This window comes from Arthrobacter sp. TmT3-37, assembly GCF_054510835.1.
This window is the reverse complement of sequence record NZ_JBTNDU010000015.1, coordinates 1-19,731: the sequence shown is the minus strand read 5'-3', so window position 1 is coordinate 19,731 and position 19,731 is coordinate 1. Positions and strand designations below refer to the sequence as shown.

At 71.1% G+C, this 19,731-nt stretch carries 17 protein-coding genes; 9 read left to right on the top strand and 8 right to left on the bottom strand.

Translation table 11 applies throughout. The features are described from left to right. Nucleotides 1-43 precede the first annotated feature (43 nt). Together ACX80U_RS15515 and ACX80U_RS15510 are read left to right on the top strand one after the other, a co-directional pair. On the top strand, nucleotides 44-1,363 hold the full coding sequence (locus ACX80U_RS15515; protein WP_459269080.1) for an MFS transporter: 1,320 nt from the start codon (nucleotides 44-46) through the stop codon (nucleotides 1,361-1,363). A gap of 77 nt (nucleotides 1,364-1,440) precedes the next feature. Next, nucleotides 1,441-1,599, top strand: a complete 159-nt coding sequence (locus ACX80U_RS15510; protein WP_208741469.1) for a hypothetical protein — start codon at nucleotides 1,441-1,443, stop codon at nucleotides 1,597-1,599. A gap of 12 nt (nucleotides 1,600-1,611) precedes the next feature. On the opposite strand, the gene ACX80U_RS15505 is transcribed toward ACX80U_RS15510, so the two are convergent. Together ACX80U_RS15505 and ACX80U_RS15500 are read right to left on the bottom strand one after the other, a co-directional pair. Further along, nucleotides 1,612-2,583, bottom strand: coding sequence for a serine/threonine-protein kinase (locus ACX80U_RS15505; protein ID WP_459269079.1), 972 nt, complete (start codon nucleotides 2,581-2,583; stop codon nucleotides 1,612-1,614). Between the two features lie 136 nt (nucleotides 2,584-2,719). Continuing rightward, complete coding sequence (locus ACX80U_RS15500; RefSeq protein WP_459269078.1) at nucleotides 2,720-3,517, bottom strand: alpha/beta fold hydrolase; 798 nt, start codon at nucleotides 3,515-3,517, stop codon at nucleotides 2,720-2,722. 234 nt (nucleotides 3,518-3,751) lie between these two features. Here ACX80U_RS15500 and ACX80U_RS15495 point away from each other — a divergent pair, with 234 nt between their 5' ends. The 6 genes from ACX80U_RS15495 to ACX80U_RS15470 all read left to right on the top strand — a co-directional run bounded on the left by ACX80U_RS15495 (nucleotide 3,752) and on the right by ACX80U_RS15470 (nucleotide 10,399). Then, nucleotides 3,752-4,447: an NUDIX hydrolase gene (locus tag ACX80U_RS15495; protein ID WP_459269077.1), complete on the top strand. Its 696-nt coding sequence runs from the start codon at nucleotides 3,752-3,754 to the stop codon at nucleotides 4,445-4,447. Nucleotides 4,448-4,557: 110 nt separating this feature from the next. Beyond that, nucleotides 4,558-5,841 (top strand): quinolinate synthase NadA, encoded by a 1,284-nt coding sequence (nadA, locus tag ACX80U_RS15490; protein ID WP_459269076.1) that lies wholly within the window; start codon nucleotides 4,558-4,560, stop codon nucleotides 5,839-5,841. Then, nucleotides 5,838-7,514 (top strand): L-aspartate oxidase, encoded by a 1,677-nt coding sequence (nadB, locus tag ACX80U_RS15485; RefSeq protein ID WP_459269075.1) that lies wholly within the window; start codon nucleotides 5,838-5,840, stop codon nucleotides 7,512-7,514. Before nadA ends, nadB begins: the two co-directional genes overlap by 4 nt. Then, a complete protein-coding gene (nadC, locus tag ACX80U_RS15480; RefSeq protein WP_459269074.1) occupies nucleotides 7,511-8,449 on the top strand; it encodes a carboxylating nicotinate-nucleotide diphosphorylase in 939 nt (312 codons plus the stop codon). The genes nadB and nadC overlap by 4 nt, the downstream gene beginning before the upstream one ends. Further along, complete coding sequence (locus ACX80U_RS15475; protein WP_133080801.1) at nucleotides 8,436-9,590, top strand: aminotransferase class V-fold PLP-dependent enzyme; 1,155 nt, start codon at nucleotides 8,436-8,438, stop codon at nucleotides 9,588-9,590. Before nadC ends, ACX80U_RS15475 begins: the two co-directional genes overlap by 14 nt. 35 nt (nucleotides 9,591-9,625) lie before the next feature. After that, nucleotides 9,626-10,399, top strand: coding sequence for a hypothetical protein (locus tag ACX80U_RS15470; protein ID WP_459269073.1), 774 nt, complete (start codon nucleotides 9,626-9,628; stop codon nucleotides 10,397-10,399). 7 nt (nucleotides 10,400-10,406) lie between these two features. Here ACX80U_RS15470 and ACX80U_RS15465 read toward each other — a convergent pair whose 3' ends face one another. Beyond that, nucleotides 10,407-11,327 (bottom strand): oxidoreductase, encoded by a 921-nt coding sequence (locus ACX80U_RS15465; protein WP_459269072.1) that lies wholly within the window; start codon nucleotides 11,325-11,327, stop codon nucleotides 10,407-10,409. Nucleotides 11,328-11,448: 121 nt separating this feature from the next. Between ACX80U_RS15465 and ACX80U_RS15460 the strand changes: the two genes are divergently transcribed. Beyond that, nucleotides 11,449-12,252: a transglutaminase-like domain-containing protein gene (locus ACX80U_RS15460; protein WP_459269071.1), complete on the top strand. Its 804-nt coding sequence runs from the start codon at nucleotides 11,449-11,451 to the stop codon at nucleotides 12,250-12,252. 27 nt (nucleotides 12,253-12,279) lie between these two features. Here the strand turns inward: ACX80U_RS15460 and ACX80U_RS15455 are convergent, their stop codons facing one another. From ACX80U_RS15455 to ACX80U_RS15435, 5 genes are all read right to left on the bottom strand, one after another. Then, on the bottom strand, nucleotides 12,280-12,783 hold the full coding sequence (locus ACX80U_RS15455; protein WP_133080797.1) for a MarR family transcriptional regulator: 504 nt from the start codon (nucleotides 12,781-12,783) through the stop codon (nucleotides 12,280-12,282). An 87-nt stretch (nucleotides 12,784-12,870) separates the two neighbouring features. Then, nucleotides 12,871-16,029, bottom strand: coding sequence for an efflux RND transporter permease subunit (locus ACX80U_RS15450; RefSeq protein WP_459269070.1), 3,159 nt, complete (start codon nucleotides 16,027-16,029; stop codon nucleotides 12,871-12,873). Between the two features lie 51 nt (nucleotides 16,030-16,080). After that, on the bottom strand, nucleotides 16,081-17,574 hold the full coding sequence (locus ACX80U_RS15445; protein ID WP_459269069.1) for a malate:quinone oxidoreductase: 1,494 nt from the start codon (nucleotides 17,572-17,574) through the stop codon (nucleotides 16,081-16,083). A 107-nt stretch (nucleotides 17,575-17,681) separates the two neighbouring features. After that, nucleotides 17,682-19,397: an ABC transporter substrate-binding protein gene (locus ACX80U_RS15440; RefSeq protein WP_459269068.1), complete on the bottom strand. Its 1,716-nt coding sequence runs from the start codon at nucleotides 19,395-19,397 to the stop codon at nucleotides 17,682-17,684. A gap of 207 nt (nucleotides 19,398-19,604) precedes the next feature. Further along, the coding region (locus tag ACX80U_RS15435) for a fasciclin domain-containing protein (RefSeq protein ID WP_459269122.1) at nucleotides 19,605-19,731 on the bottom strand (127 nt) is incomplete at its 5' end.

Here is a 19,731-nt window from a genome sequence, read left to right as displayed (position 1 = left end):
TCGGGAGGGGGGACGATGCGCGCTTGATGCACCCGGAAAGCGCATGTACAAGAATCCCTCACCGGCGTCGCCGGACTCCTCCCCGTCCCCTCTGCCGGGTCCGGTCCGCTCCCGGCGGTCCCGACTCGGCAGGTTCGGTATCCTCCCGGACCTCGCGGGCACCTCCTTCCTCCTGATCGGCCTCTTCGCGCGGCTGCCCCTCGCGATGCTCACGGTCGGCGCCCTCACGCTCGTCACGACCGCCAGCGGCTCCTACGCCGCGGGAGGTTTCGCGGCCGGAGCGGTCGGGCTCGGCTCGGCGCTCGGGGCCCCGCTGCTCGGCCTCCTCGCGGACAAGCACGGACAGCGCATCGTGCTCCTGGTCTCGGCGGTCCTGAACACCCTGGCCATCGCGGGCGTGCTCGTCGTGACGCTGCGCGGCGGAAGCATCACGGGCAGCACCCTCGCCCTCGTCCTCGCGGCGTCACTCGCCATGGGGTTCACGTGTCCCCAGATCGGCCCGCTGGCCAGGGTCCGCTGGATGGCGATGACCCGCCGCAGCCCACGCTCGGCCCTGGACACCGCCCTCTCCTACGAGGGGACGGCGGACGAGCTCACCTTCGTCCTCGGCCCCGCCCTGGTCGGCCTGCTCGCGAGCCTGATCGCCCCCTGGCTCCCACTCGCCCTGGCCGCGGTGCTGACCATCACCCTCGTCAGTGCGTTCGCCGTCCACCCGACGGTCGCCTTCAGCGATGCGGGCCGCGATCCCGGTGCCGACGGGAACGGGCACGACGGCGATCAGCCCCCGGAGTCCGCGGAGTACCGCCCCGCGCTCGTCCTGCTGCCCGTCGCCGGGATGATCGCCATGGGGACGTTCTTCGGCTCCACGCAGACGTTCCTGACCGCGTTCGCGGGCCAGTTCGGGGCAGCCGAGTCCTCCGGGCTCCTGTACGCGGTCATGGGCCTCAGCTCGGCCGTGGCCGCACTGTCGGTCGCCTACTGGCCCGAGCGCTTCGGCCCTACACGCCGGTGGATGGTGGCTGCTGCCGCCATGGCGATGGCCGCCGCCGCGCTGGCCCTGCCCGGCGCGATCCCGACGATGCTGGGAGCGCTCTTCCTCCTCGGCATCTTCGTGGGTCCCACCATGGTGACGATCTTCTCGATCGGCTCGATGGTCGCGCCGGCACACCGGCTGGGTACGGTCATGACGCTGCTCGCCTCCGGGATCGTCACCGGCACGGCGACCGGTTCGGCGCTGGCAGGGGCCCTCGCCGAAGCCTCCGGGCCGGCGGGCGCCTCGGTGGTCCCGGCAGCAGCAGCATGCGTCCTGCTGCTGCTCGGAGCGGCATCGGCCGTCGCCCTGCGGAGCACCAGCAGAGCCTGAGGCAGGTTCATCAGCCGGCTGTGCAACCGCCCGGGCCGAGCATAGGATCGAAGGACATCCAAGACGCAGGAGGACGCATGAGCACCGAAGGCAGCAAGCAGAACGACACCGAGGATGCGACCGGCGGATTGGGTCCCGAGGGGACGATCCCGGTCAGTGACGACGGGGTGGCCGCGGGATCGACGGACGAGGCGAGCAACTTCGAACCCGAGGAGGACGACGGCGACGGTTCCTAGGCCGCCCGGGCGTCACCGGATGCTGGGGGCCCGATCGGGCGGTTCGGGAATCCGGACGTTACCCGTGAAGACTCCGCCGGTGACGCTCTCCGCCTCGGGGGAGCCGGAGGCGGACAGCACGGGCCTGGCGGCTCCGGCCGCCGGCCCCGGGGCTCCGAGGTGCTCGTCGGCATAGTTCCGCAGCTGCAGTGCCACGTCGTGCGCGTACGGCCTGGCCGAGGGATTCCTCGATGTCATCCTCCGCAGCAGGGCGCTCCAGTCCGGTCCGAGCGAATCCGGCACCTCGGGATCCCGCAGCAGCCGAGCGAGGGCAGCCTCGACCACGGGTCCGGGGAAGGCCTTCACTCCCGTCAGGCACTCGAGGAGGACGAGCCCCAGCGAGTAGATGTCACTGCGCTCGTCCAGCGGACCGCCCTCGGCCTGTTCCGGGCTGAGGTAGTTGGCGGTGCCGATCGTGGCTCCCGCGGCGGTCGCCATGGTGGCCTCCACCATCCGTGCGATGCCGAAATCCGTCAGCTTGGCGTACAGGCGGGTCGCGTTGTCCCCGCTGTGGAACATGAGGATGTTCGCCGGTTTCACGTCCCGGTGCACCACGCCCTCGGAGTGGATGTAGGCCAGTGCATCGGCGAGGTCCGCGCCGAGCTGGGCCACGTCCTCCGCTGGGAGGGCGCCGCGCTTGAGCAGGTGCCGGAGGTCCTCGCCGTCGACGAGTTCCATCACGAGGAAGCCGGTGGTCCGTCCCGTGTCGTCCTCGTGGATGCCTGCGTCGTGCAGCGTCACGAGGCCCGGGTGGTTGAGGGTCGACAGCAGCATCGTTTCCGTGTGCTGGCGCCGGTAGTTGTCGTCGTCCGCCGTCGTCGGATTGAAGATCTTGATGGCGACGTCGCGTCCGAGGTTCCGGTCGACGGCCCGGTAGACCGACGCGGCTCCGCCGACGCCGAGGAGTTCCATGGTCTGGTACCGGTCAGCAAGGAGCACATCCATGGGTGTCCTCCCGCAGCAGATTGGAATTGTGGATCATCGCCGAGCCCCACCATAAGGCTGCTGATCAGTTCCGAGTATACCGGCCGCGCTCCTGCACGGGCAGCGACGCGCGCACCGCCGGAGCCCGGTCCGGCTCTCAGGAGAGGAATGCGAGGGCTGCATCCTTGAACAGTCGCGAGGTGATGGCGTTCGAGTGGCTCCTGCCGGGCAGGGTCGCCGTCTCGGCGAACGGGGCCCAGTCGGCGAGGTCGCCGATACCGCCGGCGTAGTCGTCCTGGTCCCCGGCGACGAGGAGCAGGGGCATCTTCGGGACGGCGCCCCGGGGGTCGAAGGGTTCCGTCTTGATGGCCGAGACCATGGCAAGGAGCGAGGGCAGATCGTTGCCGGACCCCGCCTGGGCCATCCGGAGGAGGTCCGCCGTCGTCGCGTCCTGCGGGGCGGGCCCCCCGGCGAGGTGGCGCTCGGCTCCCTCGAGGTCGAATGCGGCGAGAGGGTCGTCGCTGCCGGGCCCCCCGAGCACCATCCTGCGCACGAGCTCGGGCTGCGTCGCGCCGAACTCCCAGGCGAGGCGGGATCCCAGGGAGTAGCCGAGCAGATCGACGCCGGAGGCGGGGTCGTCCTCCCGGAGGGGGGTGATGCGTTCGTCGAAGAGCGCCTGCAGGATGTCGGCGCGCATGCGGCTGGGTGCGTAGGCGCCGGCGTCGTCCGGCGCCGCGCTATCACCGTGTCCCGGGAGGTCCACCATGACCACGGAGCGGCCGGCGTCGTTCAGGAAGCGGACCCAGCCGGTCTCCACCCAGTTCTGCCGCGACGAGGAGCCGAACCCGTGCAGCAGGAGGATCGGGGGCAACGCTCGGGGAGTGTCCGCGTCGCTGCGGGTGATGGCCAGGCGGGGATCGATACCCTCGACGTCGTGAACGGAATGGTGGTCCATGACCCCATCGTAAGGGCGGCAGAGATATGTGCGTCCTTGAACACATCTCCGCCGCGCGGCCCCTGCGGACCGACGACTGTGACTTTAGACACTTTCGGGAGCGGTGGCAACCCGCTGACTGAGGCTCCCCGTCCAGAACTCCTCGACGGACCATGACCGTCGGCTGCCTGCCATGAGTTATAGTCATCCTGACTCTAACAAGGCGTCGACGATCACCCAGGCGGAAGGCCGGTCATGTACAGCTCCGCCAACGTCTCGGAACGGCAGGCCCAGGCGCCCTCCCTCGCCATCTCGACCGTCATCTTCGCGCTCCGGACGGATGCGGCCTCGGACCGATCGGAGATCTGGCTCCCGCTCGTCCGACGTATCCGCCAGCCGCACCTCGGGCGCTGGGCGCTGCCGGGCGGCCCGCTCGACGGCCGCGAGTCCCTGCAGGACGCCGCGGCACGGAACCTGCGGGACACCACGGGGCTCGAGCCGACCTACCTCGAGCAGCTCTACGCCTTCGGCGGGCTCGATCGTTCGGCGACGCAGCGCCTGGTGTCGATCGTCTACTGGGCGCTCGTGCGCCCGGACCAGGCCGATCTGGCGCAGGAATCGGAGAACGTGCGGTGGTTCCGGGCCTCCGACGTCGTCGGGCTCGCGTTCGACCACGACGAGATCGTCGCCTACGCCCTCGAACGGCTCCGCGGCAAGATCGAGTACGGATCGGTCGCCTACCACTTCCTCGGTGACCGTTTCACGCTGGCGCAGTTGCGCGGCGTCTACGAGGCGGTGCTCGGACGGCACCTCGATCCGGCGAACTTCCGGCGACAGCTCCGCTCCGCGAAGGACATCGCCGCCACGGACGAGGTGCTCCAGGGCGGGCGCAACCGGCCGCCGCGCCTGTACAGGTACACCGGGCCGCACGCCGGACGGCCTCCGTCCTAGACGGGTCCGACGCCCGGCCCCGGGCGATGCACCTCGAGCCCTGCAACCCACCCCGTCCACGACCCCAGTCCGCCGCCCAGCCCGGCGCCGGCCCATCGAGGGAGAAGCACGTGTCCGTTTCCACCGCCATCCAGCTCATCTCGCGAGGCGAGGCAGGATTCCCTGCGCCCGCGACCACCTGCACACCCGACCTGGCGCGTGATCCGTGGGTCTTCGACGCTCTCCCTCTGCCCGACTACGGCCCCGGTGCTTCCATGCACGACCCGGTCCCTCCCACGACCCCGCGCCAGGGTGAGCTGCCGGAGGAGTACCGGACCGCTTCCGCCGACGACCTCGATCGGAGGATCCTCGCCGCCAAGGAGACGCTGGGGGAGTCCGTCGTCGTCCTGGGCCACTTCTACCAGCGCGACGAGGTGGTGAAGTACGCGGACTTCGTCGGCGACAGCTACCAGCTCGCCCGCGCAGCCACCGAGCGCAGTGCCGCGGAGGCCATCGTCTTCTGCGGTGTCCACTTCATGGCGGAGACCGCGGACATGCTGTCGACGCCGGAGCAGGCCGTGATCCTGCCCAACCTCGCGGCGGGGTGCTCCATGGCGGACATGGCGGACATCGACTCGGTGACGGAGTGCTGGGACCAGCTGACCGCGCTCTTCGGATCGGAGCCCGACGCGGACGGCCGGCGGCCCGTGATCCCCGTGACGTACATGAACTCCTCCGCGGCGCTGAAGGGATTCTGCGGAGAACACGGCGGGATCGTCTGCACGTCGTCGAACGCGGCTGCCGTGCTCGAGTGGGCGTTCGAGCGGGGGCAGCGCGTGCTGTTCTTCCCCGACCAGCACCTCGGCCGCAACACCGCCAAGGCGATGGGCGTCCCGCTCGAGCGGATGCCCCTGTGGAATCCCCGCAAGGCGTGGGGCGGCACGGACGAGCAGACACTCCGCGACTCCCGGGTGATCCTGTGGCACGGGTTCTGCTCGGTCCACAAGCGCTTCACCGTGGCCCAGATCGAGAAGGCGAGGGCGGAACACCCCGGAGTGCGCGTGATCGTGCATCCCGAGTGCCCGATGCCCGTCGTCGACGCCGCCGACGAGGCGGGCTCGACCGACTACATCCGGAAGGCGATCGATGCAGCCGCACCGGGCAGCACCTTCGCCGTCGGGACGGAGATCAACATGGTGAACCGGCTCGCCGCGCAGTACCCGCAGCACACCATCTTCTGCCTCGATCCCGTCATCTGCCCCTGCTCGACGATGTACCGCATCCACCCCGGCTACCTGGCCTGGGTGCTGGAGGGCCTCGTCGAAGGACGCGTGCCGAACCGCATCACCGTGCCGGAGAGCGTCGCCGGGCCGGCACGCGTGGCCCTGAACCGGATGCTCGCGGTCCGCCCGTGACCTCCGGACGCGTGCGGGAGGAGCCGGAGGCCACCCGGGGGCCGCTCCGCGTGGTGATCGTGGGCTCCGGCATCGCCGGTTTGCAGACGGCACTCGCCGTGCGGCGGCTCGACCCCCGGTCCGACGTCGTGCTGGTCTCCAAAGCCGCGCTCGGCTCCGGCAACACGGGCTACGCGCAGGGCGGCATCGCCGCGGTGCTCGCGGCCGGGCACGGAGCGTCCGGCCGCCCGTCCGGACCGGCCGGCGGCCGTCGCGACTCGGTGGAGGCACACATCGCGGACACCCTCGCGGCCGGCGCCGGGCTGGCGGACCCGGAGGCGGTCGAAGTCCTCTGCCGGGGCGCAGCCGAGGGGATCGACGCCCTGCAGCGGGCCGGGGTGGTCTTCGACGCCGCGCCGCACGACGCGTCGTCGCCCGCACTGGGCCGCGAGGCGGCTCACTCCGCGGCACGGATCCTCCACCTCGGCGGCGATGCGACCGGCGCAGGGCTCATCGCCTCCCTCACGGCGGCGGTGCGCCGGGACCCGGCGATCCGGGTCCTCGAGAACGCCTTCGTCGAGCGGATACTGCTCGACGGCGCCGGGGGACCGCCGCGTGCCGCCGGCGTCGAGGTGCTGCAGGACGGCATCCGGCGCCCGATCGCGGCCTCCGCCGTGGTGCTGGCGACCGGCGGGGCCGGACAGCTCTTCGACCACACGACGAACCCGGCGATCGCCACGGGGGACGGCGTGGCGCTGGCCTGGCGGGCCGGCGCGGTGGTCGCCGACCTCGAGTTCTTCCAGTTCCACCCCACGGCGCTCGACGTCCCGGGGAACCCGCTGATCTCGGAGGCCGTGCGCGGCGAGGGCGCGCACCTCGTCGATGCCCGTGGCCACCGGTTCATGGCGGACTACCACCCCGACGGCGACCTCGCGCCGCGGGACGTGGTCTCGCGCAGCATCGCGCGCCACCTCGCCCAGGAGCCCACCGACGCCCCGGGCGTCCGTACCGGGGCCGCGGCCGGTGACCGCAGGGCACGGTGCGTCTACCTGGACGCGACGGCCCTCGGTGCCGACTTCCTCGCCCGGCGCTTCCCGTCGCTCACCGCGCTGACGGCACGGCACGGGTACGACTGGTCCGCCGCCGTCGTCCCGGTGGTCCCGGCCGCCCACTACTGGATGGGCGGCGTGCGGACGGACACGGACGGGCGCACCTCCGTCCAGGGCCTCTTCGCCGTCGGTGAGGTGGCGCGCACGGGTGTGCACGGCGCCAACCGGCTGGCCTCCAACAGCCTCCTCGAGGCCGTGGTCTTCGCTACGCGGTGCGCGGCGGCGCTCTCCGACGGAGACGGCGCGGCGCCGGTCTTCGAGGCCGAGGTCCTCGACCTCGACGCGGAGACCGGAACCCACCCCGTGACGCGCCGCGAGCTCCAGGCAGTGATGACAGACCACGCCGGCGTCCTGCGGACGGGCAGCGGTCTGGACGTCGCCGCGAAGCAGCTCGCGTCCTATCGCGCCGGCACCGATCCGGAGACGGCGAACCTGCTGCTGTGCGCGCGGCTGCTCGTGCGCGCCGCCTCGGACCGGCCCGGGTCCTGCGGAGCGCACCACCGCTCCGACCAGCCCGACCCCGCACTCCGCCGGCCCGCCCCGAGCCGGTCCTACCTCCGAATCCCCGAAGGGACACAGCCATGACGCAGACCGCCGACAGCCCGCTGGACACCGCCGCAGCGCCGGCGCGGCCACCGCAGCACCTGGTCGACGCCATCGTCGCGGCGGCCCTCGCCGAGGACGCGCCGTGGGGTGACGTGACCTGCCAGTCCCTCATCGACCCCGATCTGCTGACGACGGCGGCCGTGACCGCACGCGAGCCCGGCATCCTCTGCGGGACCTCGGCGATCGAGGCGGCGATGAGGCTCACCGACCCGCGCATCCACGTCGCCTTCCCGAGGACCGACGGCACGCCGTTCGGGACCGGCGACACGATCGCGTACCTCAGCGGGCCCGCGGCCGGCATCCTCACCGCGGAGCGCACGGCCCTCAACATCGTGCAGCGCCTGAGCGGGATCGCGACCATGACGCGGGCCTTCGTCGACGCCGCGGGTGGTACGCGTGCCCGCATCGTCGACACCCGCAAGACCACACCGGGGCTGCGGGTCCTGGAACGCTGGGCCGTCCGCTGCGGGGGCGGATCGAACCACCGCGCCGGTCTGTCCGACGCCGTGATGGTCAAGGACAACCACCTGGCGCTGCTGGCGGTCGACGGGCCCGCCGCACTCACGGCCGCACTGCGGTCGGTGAGGTCCCGGCTGCCCCACACCGTGCATGTCGAGGTCGAGGTGGACGGGCTGGACCAGCTCGAACCGGTCCTCGCTGCGGAGGTCGACACGATCATGCTGGACAACTTCACCGTCGAGGACCTCGCGGAGGGAGTGCGGCGGGTGGCCGGCCGGGCGCTCGTCGAGGCGAGCGGCAACGTACGGCTCGACACCGTGGCGGCCATCGCCGCCACCGGCGTGGACATCATCTCCGCAGGGGCACTCACCCACAGCGTCCGATCGCTCGATCTCGGCCTGGACTTCGTCCCGCCGGTCCACCAGCCCCCGGTCGGCGGCCATGCTGTACCTTGACGCCGCCGCCACGGCACCGGCACGCCGCGAGGTCCTCGAGGAGATGTGGCCCCTGCTGACGTCGACCTTCGGCAATCCGTCCAGCCACCACGCCTACGGCGAGGCAGCCGCGAACGCCTTCGCCGCGGCCCGGTCGAGGATCGCGGGTCTGCTCGGATGCCGTCCCGCGGAGATCATCTTCACCTCGGGCGGCACCGAGGCCGACAATCTCGCGCTCAAGGGCATCGCCCTGGCCGCGCCTCGCGGACGCCACATCGTCACCAGCGCCATCGAGCACCCGGCAGTGCTGGACGCGCTGTCCTACCTCCGGGACTTCCACGGCTTCCGCATCACGACCCTGCCCGTCTCCGGAACAGGACGGGTCGCCGCGGAGGAGCTGGCGGCCGCGCTCGAAGCCGGGACGACGCTGTGCACCGTCATGTACGCGAACAACGAGGTCGGCACGGTCCAGGACATCCCGGCGCTGGCGGCGGTCTGCCGGAACGCCGGAGTCCCCTTCCATACCGACGCCGTGCAGGCGGCGGGATGGCTTCCCCTCGACGTCGACTCCCTGGGCGTCACCGCGCTCAGCATCTCGGGCCACAAGCTGGGCACCCCGAAAGGCATCGGCCTGCTGTACCTGCGCGCGGGCACCCCCTGCGAACCCGTCCTGCACGGCGGCGGCCAGGAGCGCGGCCGTCGCTCGGGAACGGAGAACGTCGCCGGAGCGGTCGGGCTGGCGCGAGCGCTCGGCCTCGCGCAGCGCGCCCTGCCGGCCGCGGCCACCCGATCGCGGTCGGCGCAGGACGCGCTGGTCGCCGCCGTCCTCGCCGCGGTGCCCGGCGCCCTCGTCACGGGTGACCCCGACGCGCGGCTCCCGAACCTCGCCTCGTTCTGCTTCCCGGGGGTCGGCGGTGAGGCGGTCCTGCTGGAACTCGAGCGCCGCGGGGTCGTCTGCTCCAGCGGTTCGGCCTGCGCCGCCGGTTCGTCCGAGCCGTCGGCCGTGCTGCTGGCACTCGGGATCGACGAAGGGACCGCCCACTCCGCCGTCCGGCTGTCCTGGACACAGGACACCCCGCCGACGGATCTCGCGGAGGCGGCACGCGCCGTGATCGCGTCGGTCGAGGCGGTGCGATCGCTCGGCGCGGCGCGTGGAGCCTAGACTTGCGGCACCGGATTCCGCCGGGGAGGGACGCCATGGACAACGGTAGTGCGGCACGGCTGTCGGTGCGGCGCGTGCTCCGGGCCGTCGCCGGCGGGGCGCTCGCAGCGCTGCTGCTCACAGCGTGCACCGGGAGCCCGGAGGGCGGAAGCGCTGCGCCGTCGTCGGACGCCCCCTCGGCCACCCCGACGGTGCCGCCGGTGCCCCTGCGCGAGGCGCGCGAGGGCTGGAAGATCTTCACCGACCCCGGCCGGCTCGTGAGCTTCGAACTGCCGGAGGCCTGGGTGGTGCAGCCGCTGGAACCTGCACCGGGCGCCTACGCCCCGGACTCGCTGCACTATGCCGTCCGTACACCGGAGGGAACGACGGCGGCCGAACTGCACTCCGGCATCCTGACGCCGGAACTGCCCTGTCCCGATGCCGAACGCACCTCCTACTACGTGATCGGCAGCGAGCCGCTCGCGCTGACCGGGGGACCGCCGGCGGACACCGGCATCGAGCCACGCTTCGTGGTCCGCCTGATCACCGGCTTCCGCTTCTTCGGCGCCTACGGCATCACGGACCAGGTGGGCGGCGCGGACGGCCTTGCCTGCTCCCTGCCGAACACCGTGCAGGGGAGCGAGGCACTCGGCCGGTTCAGCTTCGGCGACCTCGAGGCGCTGGCGCCGAAGGCACCGGCGAACACCGGTCCGCAGACGGTGTCCTTCGGCACCCTCGGGGAGGCCGAGGCCTACTACGCCACGCCGGACTTCGCGATCATCCGCGAGATGATCCGGTCCGTGCAAGTCGCCGCCGAGCCCGCGGCCTAGCTGAGGGTCAGGCGGCGGGCTGCAGGGCCGCGAAGTCCACCCCGGTCAGCTCGACGCTGCGATTCCAGAGCCGCACGGCGATGTCGTGGTCCAGCACCCGTGCCACGGGGGCGACGAGGCGGGGAGCGCCGCGCGTCTCGCCCGGGCCGGAGGGCCCGTAGTAGTCGCCGCCGCGGACATCGTCGGCGGTTGCCGCGTACAGGGTCGGCAGGGCTCCCGCGGCGTCGGACTGGCTCATCAGTCTGGAGAAGCCCGCGAGGACGTCGAGCACGGCGGGCGCCTGCATGCCTGCCGTCAGGTTGGTGTCGGCGAGGCCCGGGTGGGCGGCCACGGAGGTCAGGTCCCAGCCGGCGGCGCGCGCACGCCGATCGAGCTCGACCATGAAGTACAGGTTCGCGATCTTGCTCTGTCCGTAGGCGCGCCACCTGCGGTACCTGCGCTCGGACTGCAGGTCGTCGAAGTCGATGCGTCCGCCCTTGTGGGCGAGGCTCGACAGCGTGACCACGCGCGCCGGACCCGCCTCCCGGAGATTCGGCAGCAGGAGGCCGGTGAGCGCGAAGTGACCCAGGTGGTTGGTGCCGAACTGCAGTTCGAAGCCGTCAGCCGTCGTGGACTTCGGCGTGGCCATGACCCCCGCGTTGTTGACGAGGATGTGGACGGGACCCGTGACGTCGGCCGCGAAGGCCCGCACGGAGGCGAGGCTCGCGAGGTCGAGGAGGCGCATCCCGACGCGCTCGCTGCCGGACAGGGCCCGGACCTTCTGCTCGGCGTCCCGCCCGCGCTGTTCGTTGCGGCAGGCGAGGACCACGTCGGCGCCCCTGCGGGCCAGGGCGACGGCGGTCTGCAGTCCCAGCCCGCTGTTGGCGCCGGTGATGATGACACGCCTGTCCGTCAGATCGCCGATCGCGTCCGCGGTGAAACTGCTCATGGGGAGCCTTCCGTGCTGGTGCGTCCTGCCCGGCCGGATGATGCCGGCCGGCGTCGAGGGTCGCCGCCTCCAACAGCTTAGAGTTGGAGGCGATCACGCCGCCTACCGGGAGCAACGAACCATGCGACGCACTGTCTCCGCCGACCTCGGTGCCACGACGATCGCCGGCACCGAGGTGGTCCTGTCGATCGCCGTCGCACACCCCGGGGACTACCGCGAGGTCGACGAGCGCCTGTCCGTCCTGGTCGACGGGCAGCCGGCGGAGGTCCGCGAACGGCAGGCCGGGGACGGCACGCGACTGCACCTGCTCACGACGCCGCACGCGTCATCACTCGAAGTGGAGTACCGGGCCACCGTGACGGGGACCTCGGAGCGGTCCCCCGGGGACGACGTCGACCTGGTGCGGTACGTGCGACCCAGCCGGTACTGCGAATCGGACAGGATCCTCCCGACGGCGTACGCCCTCTTCCCCCGCCTGCAGGGCGCCGAGCTCGTCCAGGGTATCCGTGACTGGGTGTCGGGTGAACTGTCCTACGTCCCCGGGTCGTCCCGTTTCACCGACGGCGCCGTGGACACCCTCCTGTCCCGGAGGGGGGTGTGCCGGGACTACGCCCACCTGGTGATCGCCCTCCTCAGGTCCCGCGACATCCCGGCGCGGCTGGCGTCCGTCTACGCGCCCGGGCTCAGCCCCATGGATTTCCACGCCGTCGTCGAGGCCTGGACCGACGGCGGCTGGCACCTCCTGGATGCGACCGGCCTGGCCCCTCGTGCCTCGATGCTCCGCATCGCGACGGGCAGGGACGCGACCGACACCGCGTTCCTCTCCACGGTCGGCGGCTCGCTGCAGCTGACCCGCCTGACGGTGACCGCGACGGTCGACGACCTCCCGCTGGAACGGACGGGCGAGAGGCACTTCCTCCGCTGACCACGCTCCGGGGGAGCGCCGTCGGGATCAGGCCAGCGCGGCGTTGATCTTGTCGGTCAGCGCCTTCAGCTGCGCCATCTCGGCGGGATCGAGGACGGGCGCGAGCACCTCCTGGATGCGGTGGACGTGGGCGGAGCCGATGCGTCGCTGGAGGGCTCGGCCCTCGTCCGTCAGAGCGAGCTCGACGCCGCGCTGGTCGGTCTCGGCGGGCCGGCGCCGCACGAGCCCCTTGGCCTCGAGGCGGTCCACCATGCGGCTGAGGCTGGGCTGGCTGATGAGCAGGTGGTGGTTCAGCTCGTTCAGGCGCGTCCATCCGGTCGGGCAGCGGCTGAGGTTGAACAGGACATCGTACTCGCCGATCGGCAGTTCCCGGAACACCGGATCCTGCCGGAGGCGGCGCATGACGCCGACCTGGGCACGGAAGAGCGATTCCCAGCTCTCGGAGGCCTGCCGCACGGAGGCGCCGCTTCCGTCGTCGCCGGTCGCCACCGCCTCCCGCTGCTCCGCCGCGGCGTCCACCTGGTCAGCCATGACTGCTTCCCGCCTCCTGCCGGCGAACCGGCAACTAGATGTCTTTGCATCTAGTATACGCTCGGCGGCGGTTGCGCGGCAGGTGGATCAGCCCGCGGGCGTCGCCGCCCGGCGCAGGGCCCGTTCCTCGCGCCGCCCCTCGACCAGCCGGTACAGGACCGGTACCAGGACGAGCGTGAGGGCCGTCGACGAGACGAGCCCGCCGATCACGACGACGGCCAGGGGCTGCGAGATGAAGCCGCCCTCGCCCGTGAGCCCGAGCGCCATCGGCGTCAGTGCGAAGATCGTGGCGAGAGCGGTCATGAGGATCGGCCGGAGGCGCTGCCGAGCGCCTTCCCGGATGGCATCCGCGACCAGCAGGCCGCGGGACCCGTCCTGCGGCCGCCGGTACTGGTTGATGAGGTCGATCAGCACGATGGCGTTCGTGACGACGATGCCGACGAGCATCAGCATGCCGATGAGGGACGGCAGTCCGAGCGGGATCCGCGTGATCAGGAGCAGGGCGATCGCGCCCGTGGCGGCGAAGGGGATGGACACGAGGAGGATCAGGGGCTGCACGAGGCTCTTGAAGGTTGCGACCATGATGACGTACACGATCGCCACGGCGGCCCACAGCGCCAGGAACAGCTGGTCGAAGGATTCTGCCTGCTGGCTCGAGGCGCCGCCGATGGTGGCGGTGGCGCCGGCAGGGAGGTCGATGGCGTCGAGACGCTCGGTGACCTCTGCCGTGAGGGTTCCGAGGTCGTCGCCGGACGGCGTCACGGAGACCCTCGCCGTGCGCTCCCCGTTGGAACTCGTGACGGAGAGCGGTACCTGGACCTCCTCGACCGACGCGACCGCCGTCAGCGGGATCGGCCCCCGGGCGGTCGGTATCTGCAGGTCACGCAACTGGCCGAGGCTCGTGACGGGCGTCCCCTCGCCGATCAGGACCGGGAAGTCGTCGGCGTCGAAACGCACCGACCCGGCGGGCACGGGGCTGATGCTGCCACCGAGGAGTCCGGCGATCTGGCCCTCGCTCAGTCCCGCCGCCACGGCAGCCGCCCGGTCGACGTCGATCTGCACCTGCGGCTGCGCGGCCGACAGGTTGCTCGAGACCTCACCTGCGCCCTCGAGTCCCTGCATGCCATCGAGGACGGCGCTGTTGGCGGACTCGAGATCGGCACTCGCCGGGGCCGTGATGTCGATGTCGATGGTGCTCGAGGTACCGAAACCGCCCTGCTGGCTCGAGAGCGAGAACGTCCCGGCACCCTCGAGCGCCTCGAGCTCCCGGCGCACCGACTCCTGCAGGTCCTCCTGATCGGCCTCCTCGTCGGTGATCACCGTGAACGACGCCACGGAGGCGCCACCCGAGAACCGGGCCGCGAATCCGCCCTGTGCGTTGCCCACGGTCAGCTGGACGTCCTGGACCTCCGGCGTGTCCGCCAGGATCTCCTCGGTGCGGCCGGCTGCCTCCGTGGTCGTCGCGAGGCTCGACCCCGGGGGAAGGGTCTGGGTGATGGAGAAGCTGTTCTGGCCCGACCCGCCGAGGAGGTTGGTCGGGAGGAACGGCACCATGGCGGCCGTCGCGCCGAGCACCACCACACCGCTCACGAGGGTGATGACGGGATGCCGCTGGGTGCCGGCGAGGATCGGGAGGTAGCCGCGCTGGAGGAACGACGGGCGGTCGGGGGCATGCGACGCGGCCGGGTCGCCGGTGGCGTCGGTGGCATCGGTGGCATCGGTGGCATCGTGGCGGGCCCCGTGCCGGCCGCGCGACGCCGTGCGGGGCAGGAACCAGTAGGCGAGCACCGGGATGATGGTCAGCGCGACGGCCAGGGATGCCAGGAGGGCGATGCCGGTCGTGACGGCGAAAGGCCGGAAGAGTTCGCCCGCGAGGCCGCCCACGAACCCGATCGGGGCGAAGACGGCGACCGTGGTGAGGGTCGAGGCGGTGATGGCACCGGCCACCTCACGGACCGCGGTGAGGATCGCGACCCGTTTCTCCTCGCCGTAGCCGAGGTGCCGCTTGATGTTCTCGATCACGACGATGGAGTCGTCCACCACGCGGCCGATGGCGATCGTCAGGGCGCCGAGCGTCAGCAGGTTGAGGGAATAGCCCGCGGCGTAGAGCCCGATGAAGGTGATGAGCAACGAGAGGGGGATCGAGATGGCCGTCACCAGCGTCGACCGGACCGACAGCAGGAAGACGAGGATGATGACCACGGCGAAGCCGAGTCCCAGGATGCCCTCCGTGGTCAGATCGTCGATGCTGCGCTCGATGAAGGGCGCCTGGTCGAACACGACCGTGATGTCGGCGGCATTGCCGAGCTCGGCCTCGAGCTCGGGCACCAGGGCCACGATCTGCTGGGAGATCTCGACGGTGTCGCCGTCGGGCACCTTGGTCACGGCGAGCGCGAGCGTCTCCACCGAGTTGGTCCGCGTGATCGATGTCGGCTCGTCATCGGCGAGGTCGACGTCCGCGACGTCGCCGATCGTGGTCGCCCGACCTGACGGTGCGCTGCCGGACGAGGGCAGCACCGGCAGGGCGCTGATGTCCTCCAGCGACCCGATCCGGCTGCCGGCCTGGATGGTGAGCGACCGCGGGTCCTCCTCGAGGGTCCCGACCGGGAACAGCGCGCCGTTGTCCTCCAGCGTGCTGGTGAGGTCGGCGACGGTCAGCCCTGCGGCTTCGAGGGCGCCGGCCCGCGGCAGGATCGCGACATGCTGGGTGGTCCCGCCGGAGACGTCCGCGGTCCGCACGCCCTCGATCTTCTGGAGTCTCGGGACGGTGAGGCGGGCGAGGTCGCCGTTGAGTTCGCTGAGCGACTGGTCCGAGGACACCGCCATGAAGACGATGGGCAGGTCGCTGATACTGCCGGCGAGCGCCTGTGGCTCGACGTCCTCGGGGAGGGTGGGTCGCACCGTGGAGATCGCCCGGTCCACCTGCGCCCTCGCGCGGTCCAGGTCCGTCCCGTACACGAAGACGAGGCTGACGGTCGAGACACCCGTGCGCGACGTGGACGAGGACGACTCCAGGCCCTCGACCCCGCTGAGTGCGGATTCGAGCGGCTCACCGACCTGCTGGTCGAGATACTCGGCCGAGGCGCCCGGTGCCGAGGACAGCACCGTGATCTGCGGGAACTCGAGCGACGGGATGAGCTCCTGCTTGAGCGACCCGAGCGTGATGACGCCGAAGACCGAAGCGAGGATGGTGATGAGCGCGATGAGCGCCCGGTTGCCCAGGGACAGCTGTGCCAGACGGAACAAGAGACCTGCCTTCGATGCTGACGGTCGCCTGGCTGGCCGGCGGCGCCGTGGCTACTTGAGTTTGAGGACCTGATCGGTGAGCGACTGCACCTCGGCGGCGAGGGACGGGTTCTCGTTGAGCCGCACCCCGTACCCGGGCAGCATCTCCTTCAGCTTGGGCTCCCAGTCCGCCATCCTGGTGGGGAAGCACCGCTTCAGCAGTTCGACCATGATCGGGGCCGCGGTCGAGGCGCCCGGCGAGGCGCCGAGCAGTGCTCCCACGGAACCGTCCGACGATGTGATGACCTCGGTGCCGAACTGGAGGACGCCACCCTTCTTCGGGGCCTTCTTGATGACCTGCACCCGCTGGCCCGCGGAGATCAGTTCCCAGCTGCCGCCCTCGGCCGTCGGGAGGAACTCGTTGAGCGACTCGTTCTTGGCGTCGCGGTTCTTCAGGACCTCGGTGACGAGGTACTTGGTGAGCGACATGTTGTCCTTGGCCACGGCGAGCATCGGCACCAGGTTGGAGGTCCGGATGGAGGTGGGGAGGTCCAGGTAGGAGCCGCGCTTCAGGAACTTGGTGGAGAAACCGGCGTAGGGGCCGAAGAGCAGCGACCGCTCGCCCTTGACGAAGCGTGTGTCCAGGTGGGGGACGGACATCGGGGGAGCACCCACCGACGCCTGCCCGTACACCTTGGCGTTGTGCTGTGCGACGAGCTCCTGGTCCGTGCAGCGCAGGAACTGGCCCGATACCGGGAAGCCGGCGAATCCCTTGCCCTCCGGGATGCCGCTGCGCTGCAGGAGGTGCAGGGCACCGCCGCCGGCGCCGATGAAGACGAACCTGGTGGTGACGGTGCTCGTCTCGCGCGTGGCCCTGTTCCGGACCTTGACGTCCCACCGGCCGTCGGTCGCCCGCGCGACGTCGAGCACGTCGAAGCTGTAGTGCAGATCGACGCCGGCGCCCTCGAGGTAGCCGGTGAGCTGGCGGGTCAGGCCGCCGAAATCGACGTCGGTCCCGCCCTCGACACGCGACGCGGCGACGGGCTGCGAGGGATTGCGGCCCTTCATCAGGAGCGGCGTCCACCCGGCGATGGTGTCGTGGTCCTCGCTGTGCTCCATGGTGCTGAACAGCGGCTGCGGGCTCAGCGCCTCGTAGCGCTTCCGCAGGTAGGCCGCGTTGGCCTGGCCCCAGACGAAACTCATGTGGGGGACGGCGTTGATGAAGTTCCTCGGATCGCCCAGGTGCCCCTCGGACACCATGTGCGACCAGAACTGGCGCGAGACCTGGAACTGCTCGTTGATCGCCACGGCCTTCGCCGGGTCCACGGAACCGTCCTTGCCGGCGGGCGAGTAGTTCAGTTCGCACAGCGCCGAGTGTCCGGTTCCCGCGTTGTTCCAGGGGTCGGAGCTCTCGAGGCCGGCAGCGTCGAGGCGTTCGAACAGGGAGATGTCCCACTCGGGCTGGAGCTGGCGCAGGAAGGCGCCGAGCGTCGCGCTCATGATCCCGCCGCCGATCAGTACGACGTCGGTTGTCGTGGCGGGTGTGCCCTGGTTGTGTGTGGTCAACGTTGTCTCCAGTCGCGAGGTCCTAGCAGGGAAAGCCTAGCGTCTGGCAGTGACCTTATTTAAATCAGGGAAGCCCCCGGAGGCGTTCCGCTGGCACGGCCGGTGTGTCATCCGGAGGGAGTGGGCCGGGGCTCGACGTCCGCCAGATCGATCCGGTTGAAGACCTCGTTCATCACGGGGCTGACGGGGTAGGTCGTGACGCGGGCGCTCATCGCGAGCGCCGAGATGGGGAAGGCGAGCGGGACGGCCGGGAGCCGCGCCGAGACCTGCGCACTGATATCCGCGTAGGCCTCCGTCCGGTCCTCGCCGTCGGGCAGACCCCGCGCACGGTTGATCTTGCTGAACAGCTGCGGATCCTCGTAGGCGAACTCGTCGCTGTAGCTCCCGAAGAGTGCGCCGACGAAGTTGTCCGGGTCCTGGTAGCTCCCGCTCCAGCCGAGGAGGTGGAAGGCACGGTCACCGGATGCCTGGACGGCGTCCACATAGCCCTCGCTCCACTCGACCGGCACGGGCCTGATGTTGAAGCCGGCCGCGGTCAGCTGGCGGCTGAGCTCCGCGTAGGCCTTCTCGGGCGACGGCAGGTAGGCCCGCGAGACGTTGCGCGGGTAGTAGAACGGCAGCTCACGCCCGTCGTAGCCGGACTGCTCCAGCAGCTCCCGGGCGCGATCGACGTCGTAGCCGTAGTCCTCGACCGCGTCGGTACCCACCCCCAGCTTCTCTGGGATGAAGTGCCGCGCCGGCTTCGTCCCCTCGAGGAACCGTCCGTCGATCAGCGAGTCCTTGTCGATGGCGTGCGCGACGGCCTGTCGGAACAGGACGTCGTCGACGCCCGGGAACGCCTCGTTCAACCCGAGGTACAGCACGGAGTACGGGTCGCGCTGGAGGAACTGCAGGCCGTTGCGGGCGAGGTCCACGGCGCTGTCGACGGAGACGAAGTCGTACCCGTCGATGCGTCCCGAGGTCAGGGCGCGGGCACGCGAGTCGGGGTTGGCGATGGTGGTGAACAGCACACGGTCCACGTCGCCGCGCTCACCCCAGTACCCGTCGAAGAAGGCGAGCTCGACGGCGCCCGGTTCCCAGGAGACGAAGCGGAACGGGCCGGTCCCGACGGGCGCCCGGCCGTAGCGGGACACGGCCGTCCCGCCCTCCGATTCGCTCGGCTCGTCGGCCGCACCTGCCTCGAGGGCGGCGGGGGAGGACATGGCGAAGGCCGGGGCGGCGAGCGCGGGGACGAGCCCGGTGATCCGGCTCGCGAGGCGGAGTTCCACCGTCTCGTCCGACGTCGCCGTGCAGCCCCTGTACAGGCTGACGTCGGGCTGGTCGGAGAAGGCCTTGAACACGTTCTCGAACGGCAGGCGGGAGGTGCCGGAGCGGGCGCTCGCCGGCAGGTTGTACCAGCGGTCGAAATTGGCGCAGACGGCCGTCGCGTCGAAGGGCTCGCCGTCATGGAAGACGACGTCGTTCCGAAGGGTGAACTCGTAGGCCCGACCGCTGTCCTTCTCCTCCCACTCCTCGGCCAGCAGCGGTGCCGGCCCGGAGGTGAGGGGGTCGACACCGACGAGTCCCTGCAGGACCTGCTGCGTCACGCGATAGGACTCGGTGTCGTTGGCGAGTGCGGGGTCGAGCGTCCTCGGGTCCGCGGAGGTCCCGAAGGTGAAGGTCGAGGCCTCCGCTGCCTGTGTCGCCGTCGTCGCGGACGGTTGCGGGGGAGCGACCTCGCCCGCGGTGCAGGAGGTGAGGAGCAGAGCCGCCGCCACGGACGCTGCCAGCGCGCCACCGCCGACCCGTCGGTGGCGGGTGCGGCGCGGGGCAGGGGTCTTCACAGGCTTCGATCTCCGAACAGGCAGGGGTCTCCCGATCCTTCGGGAGCGGGGTGTCTGGAAGCCCAAGTGTAGGTGATCGTCCTGTCCGTTCCACCCAGGAGCGGCCGCGGGGGAATGCAGGACGGACCCCCCACCACGAGGGTGAGGGGTCCGTCCGTAGTCCCTGGATCACGTTAGAGGACGACACCAGGGAGGTCTGCGTGGTCCTTAGCCGGCGGGGGGCGTGAGGACGGTGTCGATGAGGTAGACGACGGCGTTGGCGGTCTGGACGCCGCCGCAGACGACGTTGGCGTCGTTGACCTTGAGTTCCTGGCCGGAGCCGGTGACTTCGAGG